General features: G+C 37.3%; 23 protein-coding genes. 7 read left to right on the top strand and 16 right to left on the bottom strand.

All coding sequences use genetic code 11. The features are described 5' to 3' along the window. Positions 1 to 879 precede the first annotated feature (879 nt). The 3 genes from BLS89_RS07100 to folE all read right to left on the bottom strand — a co-directional run bounded on the left by BLS89_RS07100 (position 880) and on the right by folE (position 3,402). Positions 880 to 1,074 carry a hypothetical protein gene (locus tag BLS89_RS07100; protein WP_092736971.1) on the bottom strand — a complete coding sequence of 65 codons (195 nt, stop codon included), beginning with the start codon at positions 1,072 to 1,074 and terminating at the stop codon, positions 880 to 882. A gap of 160 nt (positions 1,075 to 1,234) precedes the next feature. Then, a complete protein-coding gene (cysS, locus tag BLS89_RS07095; RefSeq protein WP_092736969.1) occupies positions 1,235 to 2,701 on the bottom strand; it encodes a cysteine--tRNA ligase in 1,467 nt (488 codons plus the stop codon). Between the two features lie 35 nt (positions 2,702 to 2,736). Beyond that, positions 2,737 to 3,402, bottom strand: coding sequence for a GTP cyclohydrolase I FolE (gene folE, locus BLS89_RS07090; RefSeq protein WP_092736967.1), 666 nt, complete (start codon positions 3,400 to 3,402; stop codon positions 2,737 to 2,739). Between the two features lie 94 nt (positions 3,403 to 3,496). Between folE and BLS89_RS07085 the strand changes: the two genes are divergently transcribed. The 5 genes from BLS89_RS07085 (at position 3,497) to BLS89_RS07065 (ending at position 8,710) form a co-directional block, all read left to right on the top strand. After that, positions 3,497 to 3,877, top strand: coding sequence for a group III truncated hemoglobin (locus BLS89_RS07085; RefSeq protein ID WP_092736965.1), 381 nt, complete (start codon positions 3,497 to 3,499; stop codon positions 3,875 to 3,877). A 1-nt stretch (position 3,878) separates the two neighbouring features. After that, on the top strand, positions 3,879 to 4,973 hold the full coding sequence (gene dprA / locus BLS89_RS07080) for a DNA-processing protein DprA (protein WP_092736963.1): 1,095 nt from the start codon (positions 3,879 to 3,881) through the stop codon (positions 4,971 to 4,973). Positions 4,974 to 5,157: 184 nt separating this feature from the next. Beyond that, the gene (gdhA, locus tag BLS89_RS07075; RefSeq protein WP_092736961.1) at positions 5,158 to 6,516 is read left to right on the top strand and encodes an NADP-specific glutamate dehydrogenase; all 1,359 of its coding nucleotides are present in this window, start codon (positions 5,158 to 5,160) and stop codon (positions 6,514 to 6,516) included. 740 nt (positions 6,517 to 7,256) lie between these two features. Further along, on the top strand, positions 7,257 to 8,495 hold the full coding sequence (locus tag BLS89_RS07070; RefSeq protein ID WP_092736959.1) for a hypothetical protein: 1,239 nt from the start codon (positions 7,257 to 7,259) through the stop codon (positions 8,493 to 8,495). Further along, the gene (locus BLS89_RS07065) at positions 8,492 to 8,710 is read left to right on the top strand and encodes a hypothetical protein (RefSeq protein WP_092736958.1); all 219 of its coding nucleotides are present in this window, start codon (positions 8,492 to 8,494) and stop codon (positions 8,708 to 8,710) included. The genes BLS89_RS07070 and BLS89_RS07065 overlap by 4 nt, the downstream gene beginning before the upstream one ends. A 36-nt stretch (positions 8,711 to 8,746) precedes the next feature. Here BLS89_RS07065 and rfbD read toward each other — a convergent pair whose 3' ends face one another. From rfbD to BLS89_RS07005, 12 genes are all read right to left on the bottom strand, one after another. Further along, entirely contained in the window at positions 8,747 to 9,610 is an 864-nt protein-coding gene (gene rfbD / locus BLS89_RS07060) for a dTDP-4-dehydrorhamnose reductase (RefSeq protein ID WP_092736956.1), read from the bottom strand. Next, positions 9,603 to 10,091: an acyl-CoA thioesterase gene (locus BLS89_RS07055; RefSeq protein WP_092736955.1), complete on the bottom strand. Its 489-nt coding sequence runs from the start codon at positions 10,089 to 10,091 to the stop codon at positions 9,603 to 9,605. Before BLS89_RS07055 ends, rfbD begins: the two co-directional genes overlap by 8 nt. 25 nt (positions 10,092 to 10,116) lie before the next feature. Further along, positions 10,117 to 10,662: a thioredoxin family protein gene (locus BLS89_RS07050; protein ID WP_092736953.1), complete on the bottom strand. Its 546-nt coding sequence runs from the start codon at positions 10,660 to 10,662 to the stop codon at positions 10,117 to 10,119. Between the two features lie 13 nt (positions 10,663 to 10,675). After that, positions 10,676 to 12,238, bottom strand: a complete 1,563-nt coding sequence (locus BLS89_RS07045) for a peptide MFS transporter (protein ID WP_092736951.1) — start codon at positions 12,236 to 12,238, stop codon at positions 10,676 to 10,678. Between the two features lie 26 nt (positions 12,239 to 12,264). After that, a complete protein-coding gene (locus BLS89_RS07040; RefSeq protein ID WP_092736949.1) occupies positions 12,265 to 13,779 on the bottom strand; it encodes an MFS transporter in 1,515 nt (504 codons plus the stop codon). Between the two features lie 152 nt (positions 13,780 to 13,931). Next, complete coding sequence (locus tag BLS89_RS07035; protein ID WP_092736947.1) at positions 13,932 to 15,413, bottom strand: peptide MFS transporter; 1,482 nt, start codon at positions 15,411 to 15,413, stop codon at positions 13,932 to 13,934. A gap of 167 nt (positions 15,414 to 15,580) precedes the next feature. Then, positions 15,581 to 16,561, bottom strand: coding sequence for an endonuclease/exonuclease/phosphatase family protein (locus BLS89_RS07030; protein ID WP_092736945.1), 981 nt, complete (start codon positions 16,559 to 16,561; stop codon positions 15,581 to 15,583). Further along, positions 16,562 to 17,287 (bottom strand): rhomboid family intramembrane serine protease, encoded by a 726-nt coding sequence (locus tag BLS89_RS07025; protein WP_092736943.1) that lies wholly within the window; start codon positions 17,285 to 17,287, stop codon positions 16,562 to 16,564. A 2-nt stretch (positions 17,288 to 17,289) separates the two neighbouring features. Continuing rightward, complete coding sequence (gene mutL / locus BLS89_RS07020) at positions 17,290 to 19,068, bottom strand: DNA mismatch repair endonuclease MutL (RefSeq protein ID WP_092736941.1); 1,779 nt, start codon at positions 19,066 to 19,068, stop codon at positions 17,290 to 17,292. A 129-nt stretch (positions 19,069 to 19,197) separates the two neighbouring features. Then, a complete protein-coding gene (locus BLS89_RS07015; RefSeq protein ID WP_092736939.1) occupies positions 19,198 to 19,902 on the bottom strand; it encodes an RluA family pseudouridine synthase in 705 nt (234 codons plus the stop codon). Between the two features lie 43 nt (positions 19,903 to 19,945). Then, the gene (gene panB, locus BLS89_RS07010) at positions 19,946 to 20,761 is read right to left on the bottom strand and encodes a 3-methyl-2-oxobutanoate hydroxymethyltransferase (protein WP_092736937.1); all 816 of its coding nucleotides are present in this window, start codon (positions 20,759 to 20,761) and stop codon (positions 19,946 to 19,948) included. A 10-nt stretch (positions 20,762 to 20,771) separates the two neighbouring features. After that, entirely contained in the window at positions 20,772 to 21,485 is a 714-nt protein-coding gene (locus BLS89_RS07005; protein WP_092736935.1) for a Crp/Fnr family transcriptional regulator, read from the bottom strand. An 88-nt stretch (positions 21,486 to 21,573) separates the two neighbouring features. Here BLS89_RS07005 and BLS89_RS07000 point away from each other — a divergent pair, with 88 nt between their 5' ends. Next, positions 21,574 to 23,967, top strand: a complete 2,394-nt coding sequence (locus BLS89_RS07000) for a heavy metal translocating P-type ATPase (RefSeq protein WP_092736933.1) — start codon at positions 21,574 to 21,576, stop codon at positions 23,965 to 23,967. A 41-nt stretch (positions 23,968 to 24,008) separates the two neighbouring features. Then, on the top strand, positions 24,009 to 24,689 hold the full coding sequence (locus BLS89_RS06995) for a hypothetical protein (protein ID WP_092736931.1): 681 nt from the start codon (positions 24,009 to 24,011) through the stop codon (positions 24,687 to 24,689). 915 nt (positions 24,690 to 25,604) lie between these two features. Here the strand turns inward: BLS89_RS06995 and bshA are convergent. Next, positions 25,605 to 26,738: an N-acetyl-alpha-D-glucosaminyl L-malate synthase BshA gene (gene bshA / locus BLS89_RS06990; protein WP_092736975.1), complete on the bottom strand. Its 1,134-nt coding sequence runs from the start codon at positions 26,736 to 26,738 to the stop codon at positions 25,605 to 25,607. Positions 26,739 to 26,740: the final 2 nt, after the last annotated feature.

Below are 26,740 nucleotides of genomic sequence, written 5' to 3'. Positions count from 1 at the left end.
CACTACTTCGCCGCTAACCATCCCTGATTTGCGAGTGCAAAAGTATAACCTTTTTCTAAACCTACAAAATATATTACAAACTTTTTTATTATAAAAATGTTAAAATATTGATTATCAATATACACTCATTAAAAATCCGTTTAAATTTTATTGGACAAAAAATTTTATGGTAGATAATTAGATTCTATTTTCTGAGCTTTCTATCAAAAGCTCAGAATCCCTGCATAATCTTCTGTTGTTGTCAAACCACAAAAAAGTAAGGTCTATAATCTATCTTTTAGAGATAGACTAAAAATCTGTTTTTTTGAACTTTGCAACACGACATTGATTAAATAACCAAATTTGTTTTTACCACTAGTAAAAAGCCGTTTTTATCTATATATGTCTTTGAATTAACGTCTTTTACTTTATAATTACCATCAAAAATTTTTAATGATCGGTTGTTATCCCATTTTATACTTTGGCTATACATTATTCCTAAACCGGTTCCTTTTTCTAATCTATCTTTAACCTTATTTTTCTCTTAATTTTAAAAGAGTAAATCAAATTCTTCCGTATTTACCCATTTGCTTTTGCTATAGTAATAATAAACGAGCTTCCACTTTGGAAAAATCATTGGGGAGTCTTCGACATTGGCAGCCCACTTTCATTATGTATAATGGCAGTCTAAATAGTTCTCAAATAACATTTCATATTATATTATTGAAATTCAAAACATTTTTATAATTTACCACTGGTTGTCAGTAATGTCAGTTAGATAATTTTTCATTGTAATTTAATTTGTAGATCTCTATAAAGTTACGAAAAAACGATCACTTAAACAACTGGTAATCAATATACAACAACATTTACGCAATACAAATTCTTAGATTCTAATTTTTAAACAAGGTCTAAGGCAAAAGAATAAAACGATGCAAACAAACAGGGTAATAATGAGTAATACCATAAAAAATCATCGGTTTTATCTAAGGAATAATATTCTACCTTATAGCCTTTTAATCCGAAAAATAAGATAATCTCCGCAAAAGATGAAATCATCTCCACCTCAGAATTGACAGGATGAAAAGATGCCATAATTTCCTATAAGTATCGACAAAGATAGTATCCCCTAATAGTAATAAAGAAGACAAGCTACTCTAAGCTTGTCCAAATACTATATCTACCAATCCTTACCCCATGAAGACAGAGAATAGCCATACCGAAGTGATAAGCAGAGTAAGCATTAAAAATTATTCTAATTGATGATATAAGTAGTCCCGTCTTTGTCGTCTTTCAGCTCTATGCCTTCGGCCAAAAGTTTATCTCTTATTTCATCGGATAGCACCCAGTTTTTTTCTTTTCTGGCATTATTTCTGAGTTCTATTAAAATTTGCAGTGCTTGGTCTAATTTTGCATTGTTGTTTTCTTCTACATTTTTAAGTCCTAAAACTTCGTAAACAAAATCATTCATTAGTTTTTTCAGCAATGCCAGATCTTCCTCCGTAAGATGCTCTTTTTTGTCTTTTAGTGCAAAAATCCATTTAACCGCCTCAAAGATATGGGCGATAAGGATAGGGCTGTTGAAATCATCGGTAAGAGCACCGATACACTTCATTTCCCACTCTTTCGCAGGGAGCGTGCTGCTTTGGGACGGCTCTATTTGGTTTTCATTGATGATTTTCATTGCTTCCATTAGCCTATTATAGCCCTTTTCGCTTGCCAGCATCGCTTCATTGGAAATGTCCAAAACACTGCGGTAATGTGCTTGCATAAAACAAAAACGAACAACGGCAGGATGAAAAGCCTTTTCAAAGAAATCATTATTCCCTGTAATGAGCTGCATCGGAAGGATATAGTTCCCTGTGGATTTACTCATTCTCTGCCCGTTCATTGTGAGCATATTGGCGTGCATCCAATAGTTTACCGGAGAAGTACCATTGCAGGCTTTACCTTGGGCAACTTCGCATTCGTGGTGTGGAAATTTCAGGTCCATTCCACCTCCGTGAATGTCAAACTTTTCCCCCAAATATTTGGTACTCATCGCCGTACATTCCAAATGCCAACCGGGAAACCCTTCTCCCCAAGGAGAATTCCATCTCATAATGTGGGCGGGCAACGCTTTCTTCCAAAGGGCAAAATCTTGAGGTTTTTTCTTTTCGCCTTGTCCATCCAAATCTCTGGTATTGGCAAAAAGCTCCTCTATGTTCCGTCTGGACAGCTCTCCGTAATTCATCCCTTTTTCATTGTATGCCAATACATCAAAATAGACAGAACCATTGCTCTCGTAGGCGAAGCCTTTGTCTATAAGTTTTTGAGTAAGCTCTATCTGTTCCAAGATATGCCCCGTGGCAGTAGGTTCAATTGTCGGCGGCAAAAGATTAAACAACTCTAAAACTTTATGAAAATCCACGGTATATTTTTGCACGATTTCCATCGGCTCCAGCTTCTCCAATCGGGATTGCTTTACAAACCTATCATTGTTTACATCACCGTCATCAGTAAGGTGCCCCGCATCGGTAATATTTCTCACATATCTCACTTGATAGCCCAAATACAGGAGCGTACGGTAGATAAAATCAAAGGACATAAAGGTTCTTACATTTCCCAAATGTACATTGGAATAAACCGTTGGCCCGCAGACATACATTCCCACGCGGTTTTCTACAATAGGCTTAAAGATTTCTTTTTCTCCGGATAGAGAGTTGTATATTTTCAGTTGCATTATGATATTTAATAGAGATTTATATGATTTTGAAGTTAATCCAATTTGGCGTGGCTGCCCACATAGTGTAGAAACTCCTGCCTTGTGATAGGGTTTGTTCTAAATATGCCGCTCAGCTCTGCGGTGATGGTAGAGCTTGCCGTATCCTTTATCCCCCTACAATTCACGCAAAGATGCTTAGCATCGATAATACAAGCCACATCTTTCGTCCCTAAAGCTTCTTTCAGTGCATCTACAATCTGCATCGTGAGACGTTCCTGCACCTGAGGTCTTTTGGCATAATAATCTACAATACGATTGATTTTGGACAAACCGATTACCTCACCATTAGAAATATACGCCACATGGGCCTTCCCAATAATCGGTAAGAAATGATGCTCGCAAAAAGAATAAACGGTAATATCCTTTTCCACCAGCATCTGGCGGTATTTGTATTTATTACTAAAAGTAGAGATGCCCGGCTTGTTCTCTGGCAGCAGGCCTCCAAAAATTTCATTCACATACATTTTTGCCACACGCTTTGGGGAGTCTTTCAGGGAGTCGTCCGTCATATCCAGCCCCAGTGTGCGCATAATCTCTGCAAAATGTTTTTCTATTATTTTTATTTTTTCCTCCGGTGTTTTCTCAAAGGCGTCTTTACGGAGCGGCGTATGCTCCTTGCCGGTGAAAACATCATCATCGTTGTCAAAAAAATGGCTCATCTTCTTTACTTATATCAGGCAAAATTAAGAAAAGTTTCTAACTATAAGAATATGTAAAAAAAATCATTACTTTTGTAGGCAAATTAAATGAGCAATGAAAGCATTAGAAACCAGAGAAGATATAGAATTATTAGTCGATAAGTTTTATGATAAAGTAGGCTCAGACGATATTATAGGCTTTTTCTTTAATGATATTGCAAAGGTAGACTGGAACCATCACCTGCCGAAAATGTACAATTTCTGGGAAACTCTTCTTTTTGGGAAAAGTGCATATAAGGGAAATCCTATGGCAGCACACTTTCCATTAAATGAAATAGTGCCTATGGAAAAATCTCATTTTGAGCATTGGCTGAAACTTTGGACAGAGACCATTGATGAGCTTTTTTCAGGTTCTATGGCTGAAACGGCCAAGTATAAAGCATCGAATATAGCAAGCCTCATGGCCTATAAGATGGAAATGGCAAGAAAATTATAAAATGGAAGAAGTACTCTATTCCATAGCCCTAAGAAAGACTCCGAATGTAGGAAATATTTTGTTCAAAACAATGGTGGACGCCGTCGGCTCTGCAAAGGAGGTGTGGAATATGTCGAAGAAAGATTTGATAGGGCTATTTAGGATAGGAAATTCGACTGTAAGACATATTGGAAATGCTTCTTGTCTTAGTTTTGCAGAGAAAGAAATAGCGTTTTGTGAACAGCATCAAATAAAAATTAGACTGAGGCACAGAGGAGAGTTGCCTTTCCTTCTTGATGAATGCTACGATGCTCCCGCTATACTTTATCAAAGAGGAGAGTATGATTCAGGGTGCGAGAATATCAGTATCGTAGGTACTCGCAATGCTACAGCTTACGGTAAATCTTTTCTGGGAGAGTTTGTACCGTTGCTTAAAAATAAAAATATTCAAATTATCAGTGGTTTGGCACTTGGGATAGACGGATTGGCTCACCAGATAGCGTTGGACAATGATATAAAGACTAGTGCAGTACTGGCTCACGGCTTACATCTTATTTATCCTGCGAAGCATCGGGAGCTCGCGGATAAAATATTGAATTCCGGAGGTGCTTTGTTTTCTGAATTTAATTCTTCTGATAAGCCGGACAGAGAGCATTTTTTACAAAGGAACCGAATTGTCGCTGGGCTGTCTCAGAATCTAATCGTAGTGGAAACTGCTTTTGCAGGAGGCTCTATGAGTACCGTTAGTTTTGCCAATCAATATAATAGGGAAGTGTATGCCCTACCCGGTAGATTAAACGACAAATGCAGCCAAGGTTGTAATCTTATTATTTTTCAGAATAAAGCCAAGACCATTCCTTCCATAAAAGCATTGATTAAAGATATAGGGCTAAATTCAGCACCAAAAACAATGGAGCTCTTTCCAAATAAAGACCTTAATCTAAGAGGATTACAGAAAGACATCTATGAAATAATAAAAGATCAGCCCAATATATTTTTGGATGATATCGCAGAGCGTTTAAATGAAAATAGTTTTAAAATATTGCCTATTTTATTGGAATTAGAATTATTAGAACTTGTAGCGTGTAATTCTGGGAGACAATATTACATTAAATAGTAATATTTACTCTTGTCTAAGAATAATGAATATTGCAAATTAAGCAAATTATAAAAAACAATAAACCAAAAACAAGTGTTATTAAGCAAAAAAAACATTATTTTATTGAAAATAAACTAAACCATAAAATACCCCTTGTATAATATTAAAAATAATTTAACTTTGTTGGCGATAATTAAAATCTATGGAACAGAATAATATAGATCAAAAGATCCAAGAATTTATTGCTCGTGTAGAAGCAAAAAATCCAAACGAGCCAGAATTTTTACAAGCAGTAAAAGAAGTGGCCATCACGGTAATTCCTTTCATCGAAAGCAAGGACGAATATAGAAATATGAAGCTCCTTGAAAGAATGGTAGAACCAGAGAGAACCGTTATTTTCCGCGTCCCTTGGATAGACGATAAAGGAGAAATACAAGTAAACAGAGGGTTTAGAATCCAGATGAATTCTGCCATCGGTCCTTACAAAGGAGGAATTAGATTTCACCCTACGGTAAATCTTTCGGTATTGAAATTTTTGGCATTCGAACAAGTTTTTAAAAACTCTTTAACTACACTTCCTATGGGAGGAGGTAAAGGTGGTTCTGATTTTGACCCTCAGGGTAAATCCGATATGGAAATTATGCGTTTCTGCCAAGCATTTATGACAGAACTTTGCAAACATATCGGGCCTCAGACCGATGTCCCTGCTGGAGATATAGGTGTGGGTGCTAAAGAAATCGGATACCTATTCGGACAGTACAAAAAAATCAGAAACGAATTTACCGGAGTACTTACCGGAAAAGGATTGGCGTACGGTGGTTCGTTAATTCGTCCGGAAGCAACAGGCTATGGCGTAGTCTATTTCACTGAGCAGATGCTGAAAACTATAGGACAAGACATAAAAGGAAAAATTTTCGCAGTTTCTGGCTTTGGTAATGTAGCCTGGGGGGTAATCAAAAAAATCGACCAACTGGGAGGAAAAGCTGTAACCATCTCTGGGCCTGACGGCTATGTTTACGATGAAGAAGGTATTACAGGAGACAAGATAGATTTCTTGCTAGAGCTTAGAGCCAGCGGAAACAACCGTGCAGAAGACTATGTGAAAAGATATCCAAATGCTAAATTCTTTGCCGGAAGGAGACCTTGGGAGGTAAAGTGCGATGTCGCTATCCCTGCAGCTACTCAAAATGAATTAGACCTTGAAGATGCTGTAAAACTTGTGGAAAACGGATGTATCTGTGTAACAGAAGCTGCTAATATGCCTTCTACATTAGATGCTATCAACCATTTCATCGACAAGCAAGTGTTGTTCTCTCCTGGTAAAGCTTCTAATGCAGGAGGTGTGGCTACTTCTGGTCTTGAGATGACTCAGAATTCCATTCGCCTAAATTGGAGCTCCGAAGAAGTAGATGCTAGATTAAAAGAGATTATGGTGGGTATCCATAAAGTCTGCAGAGACTATGGTAGAGAAGAAAACGGTTATGTAAACTATGTAAAAGGAGCCAATATTGCCGGTTTTGTAAAAGTAGCCGAAGCAATGCTTGCACAAGGAGTTGTATAAACATTTTAATAAAAAGTGAAAATGAAAAAGGTTATCCGTATAGGGTAGCCTTTTTTTATTAAGTAAAATTTTGAAATAAATTTTTAATCTCAATATAATTAATATGGATTTTACTGTTTCCAATGCCTTTGCAATTACTTAATACATATCATAGTATTTGTATTCTACCAATCTACCACCAAAAATAATATTTTCACACTGGTCTGCTAACGATTTATACTAATGATATAATACTTGTTTTTTTCATCATCAATAGGATAATCCCTCTGTATAGCCACATTCGAAATATTTATACTCTATACCCCTTGTCTTTCTATGCGATTTACCACAGTATTATCTTGATAATTGTGTTTATCTAAAATTTTCGTTCCAAATTTCAAACTTCGACAATCTATAGTTCCAACTAGCGGACATAAATGTAAAAACCGTACCAAATAAACCAAAATCACACTGCCCTAATCGTATTTTAACGAACTATAAATATTCATACAGAACTAACTCTCCATAGGTTTATTTTTTTAGTGAAAACAACCGATTATACATCAATTAATTTATATTTTAAGTAAAAATTATCTTTAATCTGTAATTTTTCGTAGTTCTTTCAAAATTAATTATAATCCAAAGCAGAGTGTATTTAACTTGTTAAAAATCAATAAAATGAATTAGATATTGGTGTTTTTAAATGCCTTTTTTATAATACACTACGGCTAATGTATTATTTTTGTAATAAATTATTGGTTATGAACTCTAAGACCATCGGCTGGCGGATAGCAGCACTAATCAATTTTGCCGTAGTAGCACTATTTGGAACTATTTTGAGATTTCAGCTTGCGGTACCTTCTTGTGAGGTGTTCAATCAAAAATTTGTTTTGGATGCACATTCTCATTTCGCATTTTATGGCTGGGTTACACAGGCGATATATACACTGCTTTATGGTTATCTAAGCTCTTATTTGAAAGTAGGGCTGAAGAAGTATCGCATCGTGCTGTGGCTTAATATTATATTAGCTTACTTAATGCTACTAGGGTTTTGGTACGGTGGATATTTCTGGGGGACGATTGCCATATCGGTTTGTTCTCTTATGCTTAGTTTTGCTGTGTTTTTTATGGTGGTTTGGGATTTGCGAGGTGTATCAGAGGTTTCTAAAATTTGGTTTGTGGGAGGATTGTTTTTTACCCTGTTGTCTTCGTTGGGGATTTTTAGTTTAGCCTATATAAAAGCCCACCATATAAAGAATAATACCTTGTTTTTTGCGAGTACTTATTATTATTTGCACTTTCAGTATAATGGTTTTTTTCTTTTCAGCTGTATAGGATTTCTTTTAAATCAATTAAAGAAAATAAATATTATAATACCTAAGAATCTCAATCGTCTCATTTTTTATTTGATGATGGCATCGGTGGTTTTGGGATATGGATTGTCGATATTATGGGTGAAGTTACCTTTTGAGATTTATATTACGGTAATTTTGGCTGCTGTCATTGGCTTTTTTGCAACAGTGTTATTATACTATTTTGTTTGGAGTTCTTGGCATTTAATCAAAGCACGGTGGCGGGGGATTAGGCTGTTTGTCTTTTGCTATGTGGCTGTCGCTTATTCTTTAAAGGTTTTATTACAAACAGCATCTGCCATTCCTATGCTGAATAAATTTTCTTATGTGTACCACCCTATTATTATTGCATATTTGCACTTGGTGCTTTTGATGTGCGTCAGTGTTTTTTTGGTGTTTTTAATATTAGAACAATTTATTTATGAGTTATTTAGAAGATTTAAGTTGGGTTTGGTTCTTTTATTGTTATCAATTTTGGCAAATGAGATTGTTTTAGGCCTTATGGGAATTTTTTCAATTTTTGGGAAACCACTAATTTGGGCAGAGCAGATGTTGTTTGTCATCTCATTTTTGGTAATGCTTTCGGTGGTTTTGATATTGAGAGTGGTCATTAAAAATAAGTTTAATTATATAAATTCTTTCAAATGAAAAAATTAGCACCAACCCTTATGTTGGTATTAGGTTTAGGTTTTGCCGGTGCTCAAATTCACCAAACTACGCCTGCGAAAAAAGGATCAAAAACGGTGAAAAAAGCAGAGAAAAAATCAAAATCTCATTCGTCTGCAATGGTTTTGGCAGAGCACGGAAGACTAAAAAAAGATGGAACACCGGATATGCGTTACAAAGCCAATAAGAAAAAATAATCCTTATCGCCGATTTGTTTTTGCAAGTCGGCTTTTTTATCGAGTGTTGCATTCAGCAATACAATCTTCGAGGCTGTTTTCCCAGTGTATAAGCTCTATGCCGTAAATTTGCTCTATTTTTTCTAAACAGAAAGTGCTTCGTTTTGGTCGTTTTGCAGGGGTAGGATATTGCTCGGTAGGAATGGGTTTTAGGGTAATGTTACTTCCTGAGAAGTCTTTTATTTTAGACGCAAACTCGTACCAAGTTGTTTCGGGATAATTTGAAAAGTGAAAAATCCCGGATGTTTTCGCTCCTTTTTCTATAATTTGCATTACGGCATTTGCCAAATCGTTTGCATTTGTAGGCTGCCCAAATTGGTCATTGACGATATTGAGCTCCTTTTTTTGTTTGAAAAGAGAGAGCATTGTTTTCACAAAATTTTTATTAAATTCGGAATAAAGCCAAGAAGTTCGGATAATGATACTTTTGGGGTTTTTCTCCATTGCTAAGACTTCTCCTTCCCGCTTAGATTGTCCGTAAATTCCTAATGGATTGGTAAAATCATCTTCTGAATAGGGTAGAGAGGTTTCGCCGTCAAAAACATAATCGGTAGAAATATGAATAAAGCACACACCGTATTCTTTGCAAAGTTCTGCTAAACAGCCTACTCCCTTAGCATTTACAGCAAAGGCTTTATTGCTTTCTTTTTCGGCTAAATCCACAGCGGTGTATGCAGCAGTATTGATACAAAAGTCGGGTTTCTCTTCCTCAAGGATAGTTTCTATATTTTCAGGATTGGTGATGTCTAATTCCTTAGAAGTTTTGAATATAAAATCATACTTCGGAAAGTTATCCTTCAGTTTGTTGAAACAATTGGCAAGCTGCCCGCTTCCACCGGTTATCAGTATTTTTTTAAGCATTAGAATGTTCTTTGTTTTTGTGTCTTAGGTAAGTGCTTCTCTCCTCAAAGTTTTGGAAAGGGATTTTCACCAGAAACCGGGAAAGCAGCTCCATCGTCTCTTTTGGGTGTTTGTCGGATTTTCTTGTTTTCATATTGAAATAAATAGCCTTTACCCAAAGCACGGCGTATACTATTTCGGAATCAGGGTCGGTCATCAAAACTTCTACGGTCGTCGTTCTGCTGTCCAAAGCAATGGTTCTGCTTGTGATTTTTACAATCTGGTTATATCGCGTTTCTTTTAGATAGGCTATTTTGTTTTCCACCGTAATCCAAGTACAACCAGTCTTTTTTGTATATTCTTCGTAGGTAAATCCGTACCGTTCTGCTATATGGTCTTCCCTTGCGTTCAGCATATATTCTAAGTATTTCACATTATTAAGATGCCCCACAGGATCGCAATCTGCAAAACGAATTTTGAACAGACTAAAGATGTCTTTCATCGTTAAGATATTTTTATAATGTAACTTATTCGCTTAAAGAAGAGTTTGCTCTTATCTTTTTTTGATAATCATCCCACTCCTCTTTGGTTTTGATTTTTTTATAATCATCTGCTTTGAAGAGGCTAAGATAAGGCTCTAATTCTTTAGGTGGGAAAAAACCTCTTAAATTGGTGATAATATTTCCGTCGGTATCTATAAAAATAGTTGTAGGATAGGCTTCCACACCTAAGAATATTGTAAATTCATTAGGGGCATTTTTCCCTGAAACATTTGGACGGTAGTTGGGATTTCCAAATACCATTCCGCTGTAATGAATTTTTTCGTCTCCTTCACCATTGAATTTTACGGCGTAAAAGTTATCATTGATCATCTTGGCAATATTAGGATTGCCATAGGTTTTTGCCAGCATTTGTTTGCAAGGTCCGCACCAAGGAGCATAGATATCCATAATGATTTTTTTCGGTTCTTTCTTCTGGGCGGCCACTGCTTCATCAAAGGTCATCCATTTTACTTGTTGGGCATTCATTATTCCGATTAGAAATAATGACAATATAAGTGTTAATTTTTTCATAATTAGAAATTTATTATTTTACTTCCTGCATTAGTTTTCTTACGATTGGCGAAATAGCAATGAGCACGACTCCGGCAATCAGTGCGTAAATAGCAAAATGCCTGTATCCTGCTGTATACTCAATTAAATAATCATAATTACTGCTTTTTTCATTTACGCCGTGGGAAAGCCCTGCACCCAATATCCCTGCAAGATACTGCCCGTAAGCACTTGCGAGGAACCACATACCCATCATTACGCCTTGCAGTTTCATCGGAGAGAGTTTGGTCATCAAAGATAAGCCTATCGGCGAGAGGGCTAATTCTCCGCAAGTAACAACCAAATATGCCACGACAAACATATTGAGACTGGAAACCCCGTCGGTTCCGGCAAAGAATCTCAGCAAGTAGAATAAGAAAAAGCCCGCACCTAAGAATAAGAAGCCCAATCCGAATTTTACGACCGAGTTAGGTTCTTTCTTTTTCTTTGCCAATGCCAACCATAACAAGCTGAACAGAAAAGCAAGTATAATTACAAATAGTGAATTTGCCGCATTGTTGATGCTGTTCGGGTCTACGGTAATTCCCAGCAAGCGGTTGTTCAGGTTTCGTGCCGCAAACAAGGAAAGAGAACCTCCCGCCTGTTCGTAGATAGCCCAAAACAATATGGAAAACACGATAAATACTAATGTAGCCCCTAATTTTTTACGCTCGGAATGTGTACATTTTGCCATTTCCCAGAATAAATAAATCAGCGTAAGCGGTCCTACGATATACATAAACAAATTCGTGTATTCTGTTTTGGATACCATCGTCATAATCAGCGGAATTGCCGCCAGCGATAAAATATAAACAGCGTATTCGTGCCACTTTTTAGGGCATTTTGCTGCCGGATCGTTATCCGTATCACCAAGCGATTCGGCGGTAAATGTTTCATACTCTTTGCCGAGTGCCCCATTTTTTTGTTGAAACAACTCCAAAGGCGAAAGCCCGATGGGACCTAATTTTTTCTTTGTGAAAATAAAATTAACCAAACTGATAGTCATCACAACAGCCGCCATACCGAAAGCCCAGTTCCAAGAGTAATGTTTGCCCAAATAGATACAAATCGCACCGCCCAACAGCGCGCCAAGGTTAATCCCCGAATAAAAAAGTGAGAAACCTGCGTCCCTGCGTTCGTCTCCGTCTTTGTACAATTGGCCTACCATGGTAGAAATATTGGGTTTAAAAAATCCTGTGCCAATCACGGTGAAGCTGATGCCCAAAAAGAAAAATTGATGCGGATTGTACGCCAATATGCAGCTTCCGGTGATCATCAATATCGCACCCCAGAAAAGGGATTTTCTGAATCCCAGTATTTTATCTGCAAACAAGCCGCCGATAAAAGTAAACGCATACACAAAAGCCTGAATGGCTCCATATTGCAGCTGTGCCGTGTCGTCTTTCATAAACAGCTCATATACCATGAAATAGGTAAGCATCCCCCGCATACCGTAGAAACAAAACCGCTCCCACATCTCCGAGAAAAACAGACTCCATATCTGCTTGGGGTATTTACCCTTAAAATTCTGAATTTCGGCTAAGGTTAAATTTTTCATTGTTAATATTCAGATTATAATTAAGACTAAAAGCGGTCTTCTACATTAGGGTTTTCTTCTAATTTTATAGCCAAATCCCTTTTCTCTCTCGGGCGGATAACCGTTTGATCATAAATAAACAAGGCTAAACAAGTTACCACGCCGATGGCTACTATGACATACGCAATTTTATGCGGCTCGTAGCTCTGCCAGAGCATTTCCGTCATTTGGGACTGGTTCATATGCAGTTTTTCTGCCGCCATTTTGTAGTAATCATTTTTGGTAAAATGTTCGCCTATTTTCGGCATTTCGATATGGCGGACTGCCAATTCTCTTTGCAGTAAAGAAAGCTTGTCGGACCAAGACTGATAAAGGTTTCCGGAGATAAAGGTCGTCAAAAAATTACCTGCTGCTACCGGCAAGAAATAAGTCCCTTGGTAGAGGGCTTCTTTTCCTTTCGGCGAAATACTCGCAATGAATGCCGAAAAAGTAGGATTGGTGGTCATCTCTCCTAGTGCAAAAACTACAATGCCGACAATCACATACCAGCCGTTTTGGAAATAAAAAGTCAACCCGATACCGATAATCGCCACGATAAAGCCTCTAATCATCGCCGTTACATGTCGGGTGTTGGTCACCAGCATTGATATCAATATCTGGAATACTACGATAGCTCCGGCATCTATGTTTATCATCATTTCGGGATTCACGCTATTTCCGTCGCCGCTCATGATATTCGCCAATGCCGGTGAAAATTTAGCAATAGAATTATGCAGTGCCATCGTATCTACCCAGTCCTCAATGAAAGTAGGAAGGGTGTAGAACAATTGGTTGAACATCGTCCAAAATCCAATCATAATGATCAGAAGAACCGTCAGTTTTACATCTTTTACCGCCTCCCAAATATTCGTAAATACACTGATAATGGCAGCCCCGACAGACTCTTTTTCTTTTTCCACTTTCGGTTCTTTGAAAAAGAATAACGCAATCAAAAGGTTGAGGGCAATCACGATGGTTCCTTGGATAAAAATAAGTTTCCAACCATAAGTCGTCCTAAGGTAAGACGACATCATAGGACCTACAAATCCGCCGATATTCACCACCATATAAAACAGCCCAAAGCCGAGTTTTGAGTTTTCGTCGTTGGTAGATTTGGTAATGACTCCGGATGCCACAGGCTTAAAGAGTGCCGCACCTATCGCCAAAAACATAAACGCTACGAAAACAGAGGTATAAGTGGATACCGTCCCCATCATATAGTAGCCCGAGCCTAAAATGAGAAAGGCAATAATAAGGGAAATCTTGAAACCTATTTTATCAGCAATAACGCCCATAATCAAGGGAAGGAAATAGAGAATACCGGTAACAATCCCCATAATTTGCCCCTTCTGAATTTGGGAAAATCCTAAGGCGCCGCTATCCGTAGAACCTGTAAGGTATAATGCTAATACAGAGAACATTCCGTACCACGCCCAGCGCTCAAAAAGTTCCATACTACTCGCCCACCAAAAATTTGGCTTCAGCGATTTTGCTAACTGAAAAAAAGATTTCTTTTCCGACATATCAATCTACTTTTAAATAATTATTAAAAAACACAAAATACAATATTTTGTAAACTTCGGGCTAAATTTAAAAAAAAACTCTGATTAATCAGAGTTTTTTGTAAAGAATTATTTTTAGAACCTTTTTGAGAGGTTGCTTGAAATTTCACAGCTTACTTCACCCCGTGCATCATTTTTACAATGATTTTGTTTAGGGCAAGCATCACCAAGCCGCAGAAGATGACGAAGAGCGATACGTAGAAAAATATCGGTCCGGCACCAAGTTTTTCGATGGTAGATGCCAACTGTCCGCCGATGACATTGGCAAAGAACGATGCCAGTAGCCATACGCCCATCAACAGAGAGGCTAAGCGCGGTGGCGAAAGTTTGGTTACCACCGACAAGCCCACAGGCGACAAACAAAGTTCACCAATAGTGTGCAAAAGATAAGTGAGTACCACTAACCATACGCTGGCTTTGGCTACGATTTCTTGGTTGGAAATAAAGATGGAATACTTATCGCCGCTACCGTGATAAACTGCCATTAGCATAAACGCAAATCCCAATCCGAGTATAACCATACCCAATCCCATTTTGAATGGCGTAGTCAGTTTTTGTCCTATTTTACTTTGCCAAAAGATAGCAAATAAAGGTGCCAAAATCATAATGAATAAAGGGTTCACAGACTGGAACAAAGGCGTAGGAATGGTATAATTTCCGATGAAAGGCAATGTCACATCTCGGTTGATGAATTGATCCGTATAAAGCGTAAGAGAAGAACCCGCCTGCTCAAAGCCTGCAAAGAAGAAAATAGCAAAGAAGAAGAAAATAAAAATAACCGTTACACGTTGTCTTTCAATTCTCTTTTTCTCTTGATCATCCACCTGTGTTTCTGCGGTGTAGAGGTCGCTTCCTTTCTCTGCAAGTCCCGGATTGTCAGCTATTGCAGCCACTTCCAGCTCTTCCTCTTTTAGAGACTCTTTTTTCTTTATCGGGTGCATACCGAGATCGCCCAAGTATTTTTTAGCCGAAGTATTGTAAATAATCTGTCCTAAAAGCATACCTATACCAGATGCCAAAAAGCCCCATCTATAACCATACTTTATACTTCCGTCTACATTTTGGGTAGCAAACAAATCATCTGTTAATATGCCCACTACAATCGGGGCAATCAATGCACCAAGATTGATACCCATATAGAAGATAGAAAAGGCAGAGTCGCGGCGTGGGTCGTTCTCAGGGTATAATCCTCCTACAAGAGTAGAAATATTAGGCTTAAAAAATCCGTTCCCGATAATGAGTAATAATAGACCGAGATACATTCCTGTGTGGGTGTTTATTGAGAACAGCACAAACTGCCCGATCATCATCGTGATTCCTCCGATGGTAATGGCTTTTCTTTGCCCTAAAAAATTATCAGCCAGCCAGCCACCAATGAGCGGTGTGAAATACACCAATCCGGTAAACCATCCGTAGATGAGTGTTGCCGTTGAAGAGTCTATATTCAGACCTCCTTCCATATATTTTTTGGTAAGGTATAAAACCAAAATACCCCGCATTCCATAGTAACTGAAACGCTCCCACATCTCCGTGAAAAATAAAAGGTATAAACCTTTCGGGTGCCCTTTCTTCGGGCTCGCCATAGCTGCATCCATATTTTTATTGTTTAAATATAATTAAAAAGCAAATATTTAATAAAAACTCTATGAAATTTTTAATTTCAGATAATGATTTTTATTTATCAAGATTAGAATTATTCTAAAATCGAACAAATATAGTTTTTTTTTAGATATATCCAAAAAAAATAGGAAAAAGATTTGTTTCAAGGGATATCGAAGTACCCGATGATAGGGAAATGGTCAGAAAGATGCACCGTTCTATCCGTTTTGAAAAAAGAGGGGGTAATGCTTTTTGAACAGAATAAATAGTCTATTCTTATTGGGAATTTAAAGTCGTGGAACGAAGTACCCAGCCCGTTTCCTACTTCCAAAAAGCTGTCTTTCATCCCCTTCGCAATATGGTAATATTCGTAGGAATTAGGCACAGAATTAAAGTCTCCGCCTATAATTACAGGATAAGGCGATTGCTCTACGAAATTCTTTATCTGCTCTACTTGGTATTGGTGCTTTTTGAAATTCGGGGCAAGCATACCTGCCAAAGACTGTGCTTTTTGTTCATTCTGAGCAAGGTCTCCGGTAGGCTTTACCATGTCTTTTTCTAAGTTAAAAGGGGAGAGATAAACCGAGAGAACACGCACTATCTTTCCACGAATGCGGAGATCTGCATAGGCAGAGAAACTATTGTCGTTAAAATCCATTACCTTACCGGAACCGATAATTTTGTATCGGCTGTATATGCTTACTAAACCACTGTGAAAGTGATAGGGTAGGGCGTCTATATTTTCTTTCATATTGGATTCTTGCAGAAGAACAATGTCGGGGTTCTCTTTTTCTAAAAAAGCAATAATGTTTTCTTTGTGGCTTTTATTGTCTTGTTTGGTATTATAGGTAATAATTTTTATTCCTTTTGGATTTGTATTTGGAGAATAATTGCCCCACCTCTCGATAGGCAGAAGGAATAGAATAAGTAAAAATAAAGTAACCAGCCCTCTTTTTCTCCAAGTAGCAATCCAGAAGAAGCAAATAAGGCTGTACAGAATAACAACGATAGGGAATGCCAAAGACAAAAAATTGAAGCCAACAAAGAGCTTAGGCGGGATATAGGCGTTGAGCAATGTTGCTCCCATTATCATAAAGAGGAGGATTTGTACTAAAAGTAATATGAGGCGTAGTACCCTTTTCATCTAATTGATTCTAAATCTATTATACGTCCATATTTTGATTAAAATAAATCCAACTAAAGCACCACCCAAGTGTGCAAAATGAGCAATATTATCTCCGTCGCTTTGCCTAATTCCTAAAAACAGAGACCCCACTATGATGATGGGGAATAAAATTTTCGCCTTAATAGGAAAAGGAATAAAAAGAAATATCAGTTCAGCATCGGGATAGATTACGGTAAAGGCGGCAATGACGCCAAACAAAGCTCCCGAAGCCCCTACCATAGGGGTTAGTAAAAAGCTCTGAAGCTCTCCTGCGGTTCCATTTAGTTGTAGGAAGAAACCGTTATCATCAAGTTTAGAGTATTGTAATATTTCGTGTAAATCTACCCCTTGAGCTTTTAGCATATTAATGAGTTCGTAATACTGATAATAATTCCAAGCATTAAACAAAATAAAAGCTCCTATGCCGCTGATGAAGTAGAGGATAACAAATTTTTTCTCATCCAATATTCTCTCCAATGGCGGTCCAAAGCTCCATAGTGCGACCATATTGAAAATAATGTGCATCCACCCACCGTGCATAAACATATGAGTGATGATTTGCCACGAACGGAAGTTTGGCGATAATGGAAAATATGCCCCTAAATAGTTTGATATGTTAGGAGGGAGTACATATGTAGAAAGAATGAAAACGACGAAATTTATAATAATGAGTCCTCGTGTAATCGGTGGAATATTTTTTAGCATATTTAATTTTTTATATTGTTTTTAAGCTCCTCCAGAGGAAGTTCTATGAAGCATTTTTTGCCATCGGGAGTATAGGATGGAAACCCAAGTTCTGTGAAATCTTTTATCAATTGTTCCACTTCCGTTTTGTACAGAAAATCAAAACGAGACTTAGATTGTATTCTCACCCATTGGCTTTCGTAGTAGGACATAAACTCTTCCTCTGTTTTGTAGTCCATTATTTCAAAAAGTTTTTCAAAGAAATCGTGGACTTGTTTTTCATCTAATCCGAAGGGAATGGCATTGATGATAAGTTCATTTTCTTCTCCGAGTTCCAGCTCAAAACCCAATTTAGGAAGGTGTTTTTTTACGGATTTATATTTCAGTTTTTCTATTTCGGATAGGCGGTACTCCATCGAGAAGAGTAGTTTTTTACCGGTATGAGAAGCTTTGTTTTCCTTTTGTGCCTCAGCCAATACCACGCGGTGCATCCTCCCCAGATCCAGCATCAGCGTAGCATCACCTTTATTAAAGAGCCAATAGCCGTTGGGAAGTCTCATTAAGTCCTCGTCAAAATCTTCATCTTCAAAAAGGTTGATTTTAGAAGGCTCGGCATCGGTTATGCTGCTTTGGTAAAATTGATTGATAGCTATTGTTTCTTGAGGCGAAGGCTTAGTCTGTTCTCTGAACGGATTAAAATCTCTGTTTACTGTTATTGAGGTATTTTCAAAAGATTTTTTATAGGCTTGGTGCTGTATGCCGAGTAATTTATCTCTGTTTTCGTCTCGGTCAAAATCAAGGCTTGGAGCTACATTGTATATCCCTAAAGCCTTTTTTATGGTAGAGCGTAAGAGTGCAAAAATAAGGTTTTCATCTTCAAACTTTACTTCGGTTTTTTGAGGATGAATGTTTACATCTATCTTAGACGGGGCTAATTCCAAATAAAGAAAAAATGTAGGAATATAGCCGGACATAAGAAGCCCTTCGAATGCTTCTTGCACCGCTTTGCTGAGATAAGGGCTTCGAAAAAAGCGTCCATTGACAAAGAAAAATTGCTCTCCGCGGGATTTTTTTGCCCCCTCAGGTTTGGCAACATATCCCGAGAGCCTCACCCATTCTAAATCCTCTTTTACCGGAACGAGAAGCGGCTCCATCTTTCTGCCGAATATCTCTGTAATCCGTTGGATAAGCGGTCCTTTTCTTAGTCTAAAAATAATTTCGTCGTTATGATGAAGTGAAAATTCTATTTGTTGATGGGCAAGCACCACACGATGAAACTCGTCTATGATATGCCGAAACTCTACATTGTTAGATTTTAGAAATTTTCTCCTTGCAGGAACATTGTAGAATAAGTTTTTCACAGAAAAATTAGAGCCTTCAGTTGTTTGTGCCGGTTCCTGAAACTGCAAGTTTCCTCCTTCTATATAAATATTGGTACCTATTTGCTCGTCGTTTTTTTTTGTTTTAAGTTCTACTTGGGCGACAGCAGCAATAGAAGCCAAAGCCTCTCCTCTAAAACCTTTGGTGGAAATCGCAAAAATATCTTCGGTATCGTGGATTTTGGAAGTAGCATGTCTTTCAAATGCCATTCGGGCATCGGTTTCAGTCATTCCTGAGCCGTTGTCCACTACTTGGATGAGGTTTTTCCCTGCCTCTCTTACAATGAGTTCAATCTTTGTAGCACCGGCATCTATGGCGTTTTCCAGCAACTCTTTTACTACAGAGGCCGGTCTTTGCACCACTTCTCCGGCAGCTATTTGGTTGGCTACGCGGTCGGGTAAGAGTTTAATGACATCGGACATAATTATAATTCCCTTTTAATTTGTTTTATTTTGGGTCAAAATTAATGATAAGATTTTATAAAAAAAACTTGCGATTCCAAAATTAAAATGGGTTGCATTTTGGAATAACAATCAAAATTCAGTCCAAATTCAATCTACGGCGTTTTCACAAGCTGCCCATATCGCATCATTTTTTGGTACAGCGGCGGTGATGGTTAATGGTTCTTTGGTTACAGGGTGGATGAATTCTAATGCTCTTGCGTGAAGAGAGATGCCTCCATCGAGGTTTGAGCGAGGGGCATTGTATTTTAGGTCGCCTTTTATAGGGATACCTATTTTGGCGAGCTGAGCTCTAATCTGATGGTGTCTCCCTGTTTCTAAAAGAACTTCCAACAGCTGGTAGTGGTCTAATATTTTAATAATGCGATAAGATAATATGGCTTGCTTTGCGCCGTCCGTTGGTTTCGGATAGACAATCGCTTTATTGTTTTTTTCATTCTTTTTTAGATAATGCACCAGCTTTTGTTCCTTGGGAATAATTTCTTTTGGAACGATAGCCCAATAGGTCTTTTTGATTTCTCGGTTCTTTACCATCTGAGTGAGTCGGGATAAGGCCTTAGAGGTTTTAGCGTATATCACCAGTCCGGAAGTGGGGCGGTCTATCCTATGCACCAATCCCAAGAATACATTCCCCGGTTTGTGGTCCCGTTCTTTGATGAAGTTTTTAATAAGGTCTATCAGTGACTCGTCGCCTGTTTTATCCCCCTGAACCAACTGCCCTGCCTTTTTATTAACAATGAATAAATGGTTGTCTTCATAGACGATTTGCGATTTATCAAAAATTTGTTTAGACATCAGGATTTATTATAGAACGGATATTTAGAAGAGTAGGGGGCGGTTAGTAGCTTTCGTTTTCGTTAGGAAAGTTTTTGGTTTTTACATCTTGCACATATTGAGATACAGCATTGGTAATCTCGGTGTGTAGGTCTAAATATTGTCTGAGAAACTTAGGGGCAAAGCCTTTATTCATTCCCACCATATCTTGATAGACGAGCACTTGCCCGTCGCACTCTACGCCGGCACCTATACCGATTGTAGGGATACTTAGGCGCTCTGTTACTTTTTTTGCTAAGGCGGCAGGTATTTTTTCTAAAACAATTGCGAAACAACCTAATTTTTCTAAAAGTAAAGCATCTTCGATAAGTTTATTGGCTTCCTCTTCCGCTTTAGCTCTGATTTTATAAGAACCAAACTGATTGATGCTTTGGGGGGTTAATCCCAAATGTCCCATTACAGGGATTCCCGCATCTATAATTTTTTTGATGCACTTGGCTATCTCTTTTCCGCCTTCTAATTTTAGAGCACTTGCTTGGGTTTCTTTCATTATTTTCACAGCAGATTTTAGTGCTCTTTTCGGGTCGCTTTGATAGCTTCCGAAAGGCATATCCACTACGATCAAAGCCCTCTGTGTTCCACGGACAACGGACTGCGCGTGGTAAATCATATGGTCAAGGGTAATGGGTAATGTCGTCTCAAAGCCTGCCATCACATTAGCTGCAGAGTCACCTACCAGAATCGCATCTACACCACCGGCATCTATCATCTTTGCAGAAGTGAAATCGTAGGCAGTAAGCATAGAGATTTTCGTGCCATTGCCTTTCATTTTTTTTAGTGTTTCGGTGGTGATTTTTTTTATTTCCGAGTGTACAGACATTTTATTTTTTTTAAGGGATTACATGCCCTACTTTCATTAATTTTCCGGCATCTTTTATCTTGATGCATCTTCCTTCTACCTCTATAAGCCCATCATGTTTAAATTCAGAGATAAGACGGATGGCACTCTCTGTAGCGGTCCCGATGAGGTTGGCAATTTCTTCTCTGGTAAGGGAGATTTTTATAAAACCTTCCGGGTCGGTACCTAATTTTTGCTCTAATAGAATTAATATCTCTGCAAGGCGTTCTCTCACGGTCTTTTGAGCAAGGAAAGTGATAGTGTTAGACGATTCACCAAGTTCAAAAGCGATTTTTTGCATCATAGCAAATGACAGGCGGGAATCTGCCTCTAGTAGCTGAAGGAAAATATTAGTAGGTACAAAAGTGGCTTCTACCTCTGTCATTGCTTCGGCTTTTGCTTGAAAATTTTCATCACATAATAAAGAACGATATCCCACGACATCACCTTCTTTTATAAATCTTAATATTTGATCTTTTCCGTAAACACCAGATTTTGATAGTTTAACCGTGCCTTTTTCTATAAAATAAACACCTTTGGCTATCTCTCCGTCTTCGAAGATGATGTCTCCTTTAGTGTATTTAAGGTTTTGTTTTGCAGAAGAATATTTCTTAAAATCATCTTTAGCAAGATACTTCTTAAAAGAATTCTCATTAAAGATTTCCTGAAAGCGTTTCTCTATATTGCATTTCTTCTGATTAGACATTTTACTGATATTTATCAGCAAAAATAAAGTTTTTTAGTAGTAAAGACAAAGTTTTTTATTATAATTTTGTGCACTTAACTTTTTTGCAATGGCAGAAAAATGTTTTCACTGCGGTCAAAATATTGATAAAGAAAGAATTTCTTTTGATGATAAGAGCTTTTGTTGTAATGGCTGTAAGTCGGTATACGAGATTCTTAATATCAATAAATTGGGGATTTTTTATGAACTGAACAAAAATGCAGGTATCCGCCCGAATGAAGAGGGCGCGTCTCAGTTTGATTATTTGGATACGCCGGAGGTTTTTGAGCGGGTCGTAGATTTTTCCGAGGGAGATACTACGGTAGTGAGTTTCAAGATACCGTCTATTCATTGTTCGTCTTGTATATGGCTGCTCGAAAGTTTGAAAGATATAAATCCTGATATTCAGTTTTCTCAAGCTAATTTTACCAAGAAAACGCTTCAGATTACTTATAGGAGTAGCAAGATGAAACTCAGCGAGCTGGCAAAGTTTCTTTCTAAGCTGGGATACAAGCCTATCATAAACCTTGAGACTATAGATAAAAAGGAAGAACATACGGATAAAGACTTGATTATAAAATTAGCCATTGCAGGTTTTGCTTTCGGTAATGCAATGATGTTTGCCCTGCCGGAGTATTTTGCGTGGAATTATCGTCATACGGATTTTTGGCTGAAACAGATGGCGCCGTTTTTCAGATATTTGACTTTGATGCTTTCCGTGCCTGTGTTTTTTTATTCTGCTTCAGATTATTACAAATCGGCTTGGTATGGGCTTAGAAATAAGATTGTTAATATAGATGTGCCTATTGTATTGGGGATATTTGTGCTTTTTGTCAGGAGTATTTACGAAATCTTTACGGATTATGGCCCGGGATATTTTGATACGCTTTGCGGTTTGATTTTTTTTATGCTCATTGGCAGGTTTTTCCAGAAAAGAACATATAGTGCATTGTCTTATGACCGAGACTACAAGTCCTTTTATCCTATTGCCGTAACCAAAGTAGAGCTTGGAGGAGGGCAAAAAAACATTCTTCTTTCGGATATCAAAGTGGGCGACCGTATTCTGGTGAGAAATCAAGAGATTGTACCTGTAGATTCAATACTCATTAACGGAGAAGGGAATATAGACAATAGCTTTATCACGGGAGAGTCTGCGGTGGTTTCCAAAGTACCTGGGGATAAGATATTTGCAGGAGGCAAACAAATGGGGGCAATGATAGAGGTGGAGGTTATAAAAACTGTTAACCAAAGTTACCTTACACAGCTGTGGAACAAAGAGGCTTTTCAAAAAGAAGATAACGGATTAAATACCTTTACCAATAAGATTAGCAAATATTTTACATTCATTATTTTAGGGATTACTATTGCGGCAGGTATATATTGGATACAAAAAGATATAGAAAAAATGTTCCAAGTGGTTACTGCGATTCTTATTGTAGCTTGTCCTTGTGCTTTATCTTTGTCTGCGCCTTTTACTTTGGGGCATATTATGAGAATTATGGGGAGGAACAAGTTTTATGTGAAAGATGCTTTGACCGTGGAGAGACTGTCCAAAGTGGATGCTTTGGTATTTGATAAAACAGGAACCATTACGCATAATAAAAAATCCAATATTACTTATTGCGGAGAGCCGTTAAATGATTTTGACCGAAGAAATATTAAGTCTTTACTGAAAAACTCCAGTCATCCTTTGTCTAAAAACCTTTATGACTTTATAGATATAGAAGATGATTATTTCCCAATAGAAAATTTCCAAGAGCTTACAGGAAAGGGGTACGAGGCAGATGTTAGAGGTTATCGTTATAAAATTGGCTCGGCAGGCTATGTGGGACAGCAGATTCGGGATATGGAGACAGCCGTTTATATTTCCAAAAACGATGCGTTTTTAGGTAAATTTGTGTTCAAGAACGAATACAGAGAAGGCTTGTCCGGTGTTTATCAAAAATTAGGAGAATATACTATATATATATTGAGTGGTGATAATTCTTCGGAGGAACAAAAATTGAAAGAAATCATTCCGAATGTGAAAGAAATGAAATTTAATCAAACACCGGAAAATAAATTAGAGTATGTAAAACAACTACAGTTTGTCCATCAAATGGTAGCGATGTTCGGAGACGGGCTAAATGACGCAGGAGCCCTCAAGCAAAGTAATGTGGGGATAGCCATTGCTGAAGATTCTAATTCGTTTACTCCTTCTTCGGATGTTATAATGGACGGCAAGGTGATGAAATGCCTTCCGGATTATTTGGCTCTAAGTAAAGATGCGATGAAGATTGTCAAAATAACCTTTGTCATCAGTCTTTTGTATAATGTGATAGGATTAGCTTTTGCCGTTACAGGTCATATGTCTCCGTTGGTTGCAGCGATCCTTATGCCGGTAAGCTCCTTAAGTGTGGTTGCTTTTACTACATTTGCCACTTGGGTACGCTCGTTAAAATATTCTTTCGAAAGTTCAAAATAATTATGTAGCTTTGTTATTAGATTATAATCTAAATTGATCTGATGAAAGTAAAGAATGTTATATTAAGCTTTTGCTTAGGGCTAAGTTCATTGGTCTATTCTCAGCATTACGATTTGGTAGAGGCAAAAGACATTATTAAAAATAATGACAAGCGATTCTTGCAATTGCCGGAAAACAAAATCCCCGAAGCTCAGTTCTTGGGAAAAGTAGTGGTATCAGATGCTGTTCCGGAACAACAGGAAAATTTTAAGGCAATATATAATAAAGCTAAAATTACCGGAGCTAATGCATTTCGGATGGAGTTCCCAGAGAACATAGACGGAACGCCTCGCAAAAACATATATAATTATACGGTACTTCTTTATTATTACAAATTTGCATTCGGTGAAAACCAAGAAGAAAACCATAAAGTTTATATAATAGGACTCAATAAAGATACTAAAATTAAACTTAATGGTAAGCGTATAGAAATTCCCGCGAACCATTACCTTAAAATAAACCTTACAAAAGATATTACAGATATAAGCACAGGAGGTTTTTTAGGTTCAAGGATAAGATTGCAATCCAAAGAAAAATATCAAGCACCATTATATTTTACAACAAAAGCATTCAATATAAAAGCGGGTGGAAAGATGAATTTTCAGACAGGGGATATTATTCGTTTGGACGATTCTTTAGCACAATTTCTATTGGCAATAGATAGCGAAATAGACGAAATTTAGACCTGTTTAAAAGCTATTCTAAGAATTCACTTATAAGTTTTTTGTATTAAATAAATGGTAAAAATGGAAGAATCTGTCTATTTATTCCTCTCAAAATTAAGATAAAAATAAGGTTACCCTCCACACTCTCTATATCATAGATATTGAACTATACAAAAAATAGAGTTCAAAATAATTTAAAAGGGTTGTTTAGTATCTATTTACACAGACAAAGTACAAATTTTATCTCTTCTATTGTTATATCTAAATTCACATTCTTTTATATGGAAATAGAACTTATGCTTATGAATAAGATAATCGTATTTTACACAACTCCAAAAAGCTTTCTATTCCATTGATATGATTCCTCTGTAAAGTAAACTCATTATCACTATTTTAATACAATAATGCTTCTTGTGTCCAAAATCATAAAATTGGGCAAATTAGTCAAATCACTTAATTTCAAATTTTTACAGTAATAAATTTCTATAGTCTTCTTCTTAGAATACATACTTTGATTTTATCAAAATTTTTATTGATTATTGGGTGTGAAATATCAGAAATCTCACTTACTTTTTTTGCTTCAATATTAATACAAAAAGCTTTAAAAACTTCACTATATTTTGCTTCAGAATAATTTACGAAAAATATAAATATTGGAATTTTTTAAGAATGAGCTAAACCTTATTTTTTATATATTTGCTCTTAAACCAATTTAATAATGTTGGATAGAGAAGATAAACAAAAATAAAGAGTTTTTGGTAAATAGAGATTGCTTATAGGTAATTTTTATATTTATTATACTAATTGTTTTAGTATATGGATAAGCCGTACAACTACGGAAGCTGCGTTACTAAGCAAAAGAAACAAGCAAAAACTTCTCAAGGCTGGCAAGAGTCTGATAAAAATATAGATCGTCCATAAAACAAAAACTTTTTATTCCTTATTTTTATTCAGGGTTCTTTGGTACATTTCTTCATATTTTGGTAGAATATTCGAAATGTCAAAGGACAAGGCTATGCGTTTGGCATTTTGTTTAATGCGTTGTAGCAGCGGTTCGTCACTTAGTAGTTTTATGGTATATTTTGCCATTGTTTCCACATCTCCTATAGAGGCGAGATAGCCGGTTTCTCCCTGTATATTTACCTCCGGTATGCCTCCGGCATTGCTGCTTACTACCGCTGTTTCTGCTGCCATAGCCTCTAATGCAGCAAGCCCGAAACTCTCTTGTTCTGAAGGAAGCAGAAATACATCGGCACATTTCAAGATAGGATAAAGTTCATTGGTTTTCCCTAATAGACGGACTTTATCTATGAGGTGCGGATTTTGGAAAAGATAGTCGTTAATAAGTTCCATCTCCGGTCCTTCTCCTATGATGATGAGCTTGGCATTGATTTCTTTTTGAACCCTCTTAAAGACCTCAAAAACATCGTTTACGCGTTTTACTTTCCTTAAATTAGAAACATGGATTAGGATTTTTTCGTCTTCATTGGCAAACTGTTTTCTACAGCAGCCATGTGTCGTATCAAATAGAGCATTATCAATAAAATTGGGAATTACTTCTATTTCTTTTTTTACATTAAAGGCGTTCAGACTGTCTTTTTTAAGACTTTCAGATACAGAGGTTACGGTATCCGAGTGATTAATGGAAAATTCTACGGCAGCCTTATAGCTCGGGTGCTGCCCTACAAGGGTAATGTCTGTGCCGTGCAAAGTAGTTACCACAGGAACATCTATATTTTCCTCCTTCAGCATTTGCTTGGCAACAAAGGCGGCATAAGCATAAGGAATAGCATAATGAGCGTGTATCAAATCCAGCTTATAAAGTTTTACCACCTGAAAAATAGCAGAGGATAAAGCAATATCATACGGCTGATATTTAAACAGCGGATAGGCCTCTACATTTACTTTGTGGAAGAATATATTGGGATTGGTCATATCCAGCCTGGCAGGAAGATTAGAACTGATGAAATGGACTTCATAGCCTTTTAGGGCGAGATTAGTTCCAAGTTCCGTAGCAACGATGCCACTTCCTCCATAGGTAGGATAACAGAGAATACCTATTTTCATTT

Origin of the sequence: Riemerella columbipharyngis (assembly GCF_900101995.1) — a bacterium.
Classification (GTDB): domain Bacteria; phylum Bacteroidota; class Bacteroidia; order Flavobacteriales; family Weeksellaceae; genus Riemerella; species Riemerella columbipharyngis.
This window is presented reverse-complemented; position numbering and strand designations above follow the sequence as displayed.

Bases quoted from the DNA above. Each gene is read 5' to 3' on its own strand.
- BLS89_RS07100 (WP_092736971.1), bottom strand. From the start codon at position 1,074: ATGGCATCTTTTCATCCTGTCAATTCTGAGGTGGAGATGATTTCATCT.
- cysS (WP_092736969.1), bottom strand. From the start codon at position 2,701: ATGCAACTGAAAATATACAACTCTCTATCCGGAGAAAAAGAAATCTTT.
- folE (WP_092736967.1), bottom strand. From the start codon at position 3,402: ATGAGCCATTTTTTTGACAACGATGATGATGTTTTCACCGGCAAGGAG.
- BLS89_RS07085 (WP_092736965.1), top strand. From the start codon at position 3,497: ATGAAAGCATTAGAAACCAGAGAAGATATAGAATTATTAGTCGATAAG.
- dprA (WP_092736963.1), top strand. From the start codon at position 3,879: ATGGAAGAAGTACTCTATTCCATAGCCCTAAGAAAGACTCCGAATGTA.
- gdhA (WP_092736961.1), top strand. From the start codon at position 5,158: ATGGAACAGAATAATATAGATCAAAAGATCCAAGAATTTATTGCTCGT.
- BLS89_RS07070 (WP_092736959.1), top strand. From the start codon at position 7,257: ATGAACTCTAAGACCATCGGCTGGCGGATAGCAGCACTAATCAATTTT.
- BLS89_RS07065 (WP_092736958.1), top strand. From the start codon at position 8,492: ATGAAAAAATTAGCACCAACCCTTATGTTGGTATTAGGTTTAGGTTTT.
- rfbD (WP_092736956.1), bottom strand. From the start codon at position 9,610: ATGCTTAAAAAAATACTGATAACCGGTGGAAGCGGGCAGCTTGCCAAT.
- BLS89_RS07055 (WP_092736955.1), bottom strand. From the start codon at position 10,091: ATGAAAGACATCTTTAGTCTGTTCAAAATTCGTTTTGCAGATTGCGAT.
- BLS89_RS07050 (WP_092736953.1), bottom strand. From the start codon at position 10,662: ATGAAAAAATTAACACTTATATTGTCATTATTTCTAATCGGAATAATG.
- BLS89_RS07045 (WP_092736951.1), bottom strand. From the start codon at position 12,238: ATGAAAAATTTAACCTTAGCCGAAATTCAGAATTTTAAGGGTAAATAC.
- BLS89_RS07040 (WP_092736949.1), bottom strand. From the start codon at position 13,779: ATGTCGGAAAAGAAATCTTTTTTTCAGTTAGCAAAATCGCTGAAGCCA.
- BLS89_RS07035 (WP_092736947.1), bottom strand. From the start codon at position 15,413: ATGGATGCAGCTATGGCGAGCCCGAAGAAAGGGCACCCGAAAGGTTTA.
- BLS89_RS07030 (WP_092736945.1), bottom strand. From the start codon at position 16,561: ATGAAAAGGGTACTACGCCTCATATTACTTTTAGTACAAATCCTCCTC.
- BLS89_RS07025 (WP_092736943.1), bottom strand. From the start codon at position 17,287: ATGCTAAAAAATATTCCACCGATTACACGAGGACTCATTATTATAAAT.
- mutL (WP_092736941.1), bottom strand. From the start codon at position 19,068: ATGTCCGATGTCATTAAACTCTTACCCGACCGCGTAGCCAACCAAATA.
- BLS89_RS07015 (WP_092736939.1), bottom strand. From the start codon at position 19,902: ATGTCTAAACAAATTTTTGATAAATCGCAAATCGTCTATGAAGACAAC.
- panB (WP_092736937.1), bottom strand. From the start codon at position 20,761: ATGTCTGTACACTCGGAAATAAAAAAAATCACCACCGAAACACTAAAA.
- BLS89_RS07005 (WP_092736935.1), bottom strand. From the start codon at position 21,485: ATGTCTAATCAGAAGAAATGCAATATAGAGAAACGCTTTCAGGAAATC.
- BLS89_RS07000 (WP_092736933.1), top strand. From the start codon at position 21,574: ATGGCAGAAAAATGTTTTCACTGCGGTCAAAATATTGATAAAGAAAGA.
- BLS89_RS06995 (WP_092736931.1), top strand. From the start codon at position 24,009: ATGAAAGTAAAGAATGTTATATTAAGCTTTTGCTTAGGGCTAAGTTCA.
- bshA (WP_092736975.1), bottom strand. From the start codon at position 26,738: ATGAAAATAGGTATTCTCTGTTATCCTACCTATGGAGGAAGTGGCATC.